Annotated in this window: 5 protein-coding genes and 2 pseudogenes; 3 read left to right on the forward strand and 4 right to left on the reverse strand. The window is 71.0% G+C overall.

Annotated features, from left to right (window positions below):
- On the reverse strand, nt 1–1,230 hold a 1,230-nt coding region (locus tag C2142_RS36915), incomplete at its 3' end, for an extracellular solute-binding protein (RefSeq protein WP_241003039.1).
- A 182-nt stretch (nt 1,231–1,412) separates the two neighbouring features.
- Between C2142_RS36915 and C2142_RS36920 the strand changes: the two genes are divergently transcribed.
- Nucleotides 1,413–2,420, forward strand: a complete 1,008-nt coding sequence (locus C2142_RS36920; RefSeq protein WP_241003040.1) for a LacI family DNA-binding transcriptional regulator — start codon at nt 1,413–1,415, stop codon at nt 2,418–2,420.
- Nucleotides 2,421–2,570: 150 nt separating this feature from the next.
- Here the strand turns inward: C2142_RS36920 and C2142_RS36925 are convergent.
- The 3 genes and pseudogenes from C2142_RS36925 to C2142_RS36930 form a co-directional block, all read right to left on the reverse strand.
- A pseudogene (locus C2142_RS36925) lies at nt 2,571–3,164 on the reverse strand (ATP-binding protein); the annotation flags it as partial.
- Nucleotides 3,092–3,355 (reverse strand): PAS domain-containing protein, encoded by a 264-nt coding sequence (locus C2142_RS41200; RefSeq protein WP_277347352.1) that lies wholly within the window; start codon nt 3,353–3,355, stop codon nt 3,092–3,094. The pseudogene C2142_RS36925 and the gene C2142_RS41200, both read right to left, overlap by 73 nt.
- A gap of 59 nt (nt 3,356–3,414) precedes the next feature.
- On the reverse strand, nt 3,415–3,582 hold the full coding sequence (locus C2142_RS36930; RefSeq protein WP_277347353.1) for a family 1 glycosylhydrolase: 168 nt from the start codon (nt 3,580–3,582) through the stop codon (nt 3,415–3,417).
- 109 nt (nt 3,583–3,691) lie between these two features.
- Here C2142_RS36930 and C2142_RS36935 point away from each other — a divergent pair, with 109 nt between their 5' ends.
- Together C2142_RS36935 and C2142_RS36940 are read left to right on the forward strand one after the other, a co-directional pair.
- Entirely contained in the window at nt 3,692–3,868 is a 177-nt protein-coding gene (locus tag C2142_RS36935) for a hypothetical protein (protein WP_153882852.1), read from the forward strand.
- Between the two features lie 71 nt (nt 3,869–3,939).
- Nucleotides 3,940–4,552, forward strand: a pseudogene (locus tag C2142_RS36940) (glycoside hydrolase family 95 protein); the annotation flags it as partial.

Raw genomic sequence — 4,552 nt, forward strand, 5'->3', positions numbered from 1 at the left:
TCGAAGAACTACCGCGGTGTGTATCGGGGTCATGGCGCTCGGCGGGTAGGCCTGGTCCCAGGAGAGCTGGAACGAGGGCGCGGCCTTGACCAGGTCGTACTGGTCCTTGGAGTACCCGGGACTGGCCGAGAGGTGGAGGAAGTCGGTGGTGCCGGTGGTGGTCGGCAGGTTGCCGATGGCGAGCTGCGCCTTCACGAACTCGTCGGAGTACATCAGCTTGAGGAAGGCCGCGACGGCGTCCGGGTGCTTGGTCTTCTTCAACACGGAGTAGAAGTTGTTGGTGTTGCCGACGACGTCGGCCGCATCGCCCTTGCCGCCGCTCAGGGCCGGGAAGGCGGTGTAGCCGAGGCCGGACGCGGCGAAGTCGGGGTTGGCGTCCTGCTGCGTGGAGTAGTACCAGGAGCCCATCAGCTCGAAGGCGGCTCTGCCCTTGGCGACCAGGGCCGGGGAGCCGCCGTCGGTGAACTTCACGGAGTCGGCGTTGCTCCCGAAGGCCCCGGCGTCGACCAGCTGCTTGAGGGTGGCCAGCGCTTTGCGGCTGTCCTCGCTCGCCCAGGCCGTCCGGTCACCGCCCAGCGCCCGTTGGAACAGGCCGGGGCCGGCGACGCGGTCGTACAGGTACTCGAACCACATCAGGACGGGCCACCGGTCGCCGCCGCCGAGAGCGATCGGGGTGATGCCCTTGGCCTTCAACGCCTTGGTGGCGGTGAGCAGTTCGTCCCAGGTCTTCGGAGGGGTGAGCCCGGCGTCCGCGAGCACCTTCTTGTTGTGGAACAGCAGCACCGGCTGGGTGCCGCGCATCGGCACGCCGTACGGCTTTCCGTCCACTACCGCGGAGTTGAACACCGAGGGCAGGAAGTTGCCCTTCAGCCCCGGGTCCTTGGCGATGAAGTCGTCCAGCGGGAGCAGCAGATCCGCCTTGACGAACGGCTGGATGGAGCCGCCGCCCCAGTTGAAGAACACGTCCGGGGCCCGCGGGGTGTTGATGACGGTCTGCAGCTTCTGCTGGTAGTCCGCGCCGGGCACGGTGTCGAGCACCGCCTTGACCTCGGAGGTCCGGTTGAAGGTCTCGACGATCTGCTTTTCGACCTTGTTGGCGGCGTCGCCGTAGACCAGCACGTGGATCGTCCCGGAACCGGCGTCGGAGGAGGTGTCACCGGATCCGCAGGCCGCTGTCGTACCCAGGACGAGCGCGGTGGCCGCGGTGATCGCGGCGATTCTCGATCGCATACCATGCTCCCTGTCGAATGTTTCGAGCAAGTTGCCGAATGTTGTCGGGAAACCTAGGACGGTCCTGACCCCCCGTCAAGGGCTCCGGCAGGTTCGGCCCGACCCCCTCCGCGGGCTAGCATCCCTGCCGTACGGTCACCCACGAGGGAGTCCGCCCAGCAGGGGCAGTGCAGGAGGAACCCGTGACCAGAGCGGCGACGCTCGCCGAGATCGCGCAGGAGGCAGGGGTCTCCGCGCCGACAGTTTCGAAAGTCCTGAACGGCCGGGCCGATGTCGCCCCGGCCACCCGGGAGCGGGTGGAGGAGCTGCTGCAGCGGCACGGCTACCGGCGGCGCGGTGGCGGCCGCCAGGCCAGCCCGCTGCTGGAGCTGGTCTTCCACGAGCTGGAGAGCGCCTGGGCGGTGGAGGTGATCCGCGGCGTGGAGAACGCGGTTCGCGAGGAGGGGTTGAGCATCGTGCTCTCCGAGTCCGCCGGACGCCTCAGCCCCGGCCAGTCCTGGGTCGACGGGGTGCTCGCCCGCAGGCCGACCGGCGTGGTGCTGGTGTTGTCCGACCTGAACCGCGCCCAACGGGAGCGACTGGCCGGTCGGGACATCCCGTTCGTGGTGATGGACCCGGCCGGCGACCCCGGCCAGGACGTGCCCGCCGTCGGCACCACCAACTGGGACGGCGGCCTCGCCGCCACCCGGCACCTGCTCGACCTCGGCCACCGTCGGATCGGTCTGATCGGCGGCCCCGCCCGGATGATGTGCAGCAGAGCCCGGACCGACGGCTACCGGGCGGCACTCGACATGGCGGGCATCCCGTACGACCCGGGGCTGGTCCGCGAGGGCGACTTCCACCACGAGTCCGGACGGCGGGTCGGCCTGGAGCTGCTGGCGCTTCCCGACCGGCCGACCGCGGTCTTCGCCGGGAACGACCTACAGGCGCTCGGACTGTACGAGGCCGCCCGTGAACTGGGGCTGCGCATCCCGGAGGACCTCAGCGTGGTCGGCTTCGACGACCTGCCGCTGGCCCGCTGGGTGGGCCCGCCGCTGACCACGGTGCGCCAGCCGCTGACCGAGATGGCCGAGACCGCGGCCCGCCTGGCGATCGACCTCGCCCGTGGCGTGCGGCCAGGCACGCTGCGGGTGGATCTGGCCACCAGCCTGGTCGAGCGCAGCAGCACCGCCCCGCCAGTGAACGGTTGACGGAGCGTCGGAGCGGTCCTATGGTCCCCGAAGGATCGGGTGGATCAGTCGAAACTTTCGAAGGACTTGGCCGCTCCGCAGCTCGGCACTGCGTGCCCACCGCACGTCCGGCTCCTCGCCACCCCGACAAAGAGAGGGACCACGCCGGTGTCAGTACGTACGCTCCGCATCTCCCGTCCGAGGCGTGCTCGCGAGCGTCTGCGCGCACCAGATCGTCTTGCCGTTGGTGGTGTGCCGGGTGCCCCAGCCCTGGGTGAGCTGGGCGACGAGCATCAGGCCCCGGCCGCCCTCGTCGAAGGTCCGTGCCCGGCGCAGGTGCGGGGAGGTGTCACTGCCGTCGGAGACCTCGCAGATCAGCGAGGTGTTCCGGATCAGCCGCAGCCTGATGGGCGGTTGGCCGTACTTGATCGCATTGGTGACGAGCTCGCTGACGACCAGTTCGGTGACGAACGCCGTCTCCTCCAGGCCCCAGACGGCCAGTCGGTCGGCGGCCAGCCGCCTGGCGTGCGCCACCTGGGCGAAGTCGGGCTCGATCGCCCAGTCGGCGACGTGGTCGGGGTCCAGCGCGCGGGTGCGGGCGGGCAGCAGGGCCGCGTCGTCGGTGCGGTGGTCCGGCAGCAGGACCTTCATCGCCGTGTCGCAGAGCGCCTTCAGCGACGCGGCCGGTTCGCTCAGGACCCGGAGCAGGTCGGCGGCCCCGCGCTCGGTGTCGCGCTCGCGGCTCTCCACCAGGCCGTCGGTGTAGGGACGGTGCCGCCGCTCTCGGGGAACCCGCTCGGGGGATCGACCAGCAGGTCGGTCACGGGCCGGCCGACGGCCTCCTCCGCCGTCCAGCCCAGTAACAGCAGCCCACCCTCGCTCCAGCCGCTCACCACGCCGTCCGGGTCGACCACGACAACGGCAATGGGTGCGTCCTGCTCGCCGGCCGTCTCCACGCGCGCCTCCGTCCCGGCAGCCGTGCATGCCGGAAGGGATTCCGGCGCCTGGATCCAGCCTAGGTCCGGCCCCCGCCACGCGCGCTCCCGGCAGTGAGGGGCAGGGTGTCCCGGATCGAGGGCGATCGACCGTCCTCGGCTGAGGCGCCCTCGATCTGACAGGCGGCGGTGGCCGCGCCCCAGGAGAATTCCGGCGGGAACACGCGCCGGGCGGAGCGTTGCGCGATGGGACCGTGGTCATGACGCGGGTAATCCCCAGATGCGGTTGAAGGGGGGTGTCGATGTGACGGCCAGTCAGCCCTTCTGCCGTTCCGCGATCACCTTCCAAGTCAAGACATGGGATGGAACGCGCACGTCACCCCGCCGTGGAACTCCGACTGGACGTCGAACATCAACCTCCAGATGAACTACTGGCTCGCCGAGAGCACCGGCCTGGCCGAGTGCCATGAGCCGCTGTTCGACCTCGTCACGGACCTCGCCGAAGCCGGGCGCTCCACCGCGCGGGCCTACTAGACGCGCCGGGCTGGTGCTGCCACCACAACGTCGACATCTGGCGCGCCACCAACCCGGTGCTGGGGGAGCCGATGTGGTTCCACTGGCCCATGGCCGGGCCGTGGCTGGCCGCCCACCTGTGGGACCACCACCTCTTCCACGGGGACCGCGCCTTCCTCGCCGACCGCGCCTACCCCGTCATGCGCGAGGCCGCGCGCTTCCTCACCCACCTCCTCGTCGAGGACCAGGACGGCACGCTGGTGACCAGCCCGTCCACGTCGCCCGAGCACCAATTCCGGCTGGCTGACGGCACCCTGGCGGCCGTCTCCGCCGGCTCCACGATGGACTACTGGCTCACCGCCGAACTGCTCGACAACACCGTCGCCGCCGCCCGCGAGCTCGGGGTCGACCACGCGTTCGCGGAGGAACTGACGAGCATCCGCGCCCGGCTGCGCCGCCCGGCCCTCGGAGCCGACGGCCGCCTGCTGGAGTGGCGGGACGACCTCCCCGAGGAGGAACCGGGCCACCGTCACCTCTCCCACCTCTACGGCGTCTACCCGGGCAGCGCCGTCGACCCGCTCGGCGACGACACCTACCTCGACCCGGCCCGCCGCGCCCTGGACCGCCGCCTGGAATACGGCGGCGGCGGTACCGGCTGGAGCCTCGCCTGGGTCGCCGGGCTCGCTGCCCGCCTGGGCGACGGCG

The organism is Streptomyces sp. CB01881, assembly GCF_002953255.1.
Classification (GTDB): Bacteria; Actinomycetota; Actinomycetes; order Streptomycetales; family Streptomycetaceae; genus Kitasatospora.

Coding starts and splice junctions, on each gene's coding strand:
- C2142_RS36935 (WP_153882852.1), top strand. CDS start 3,692: ATGGGATGGAACGCGCACGTCACCCCGCCGTGGAACTCCGACTGGACG.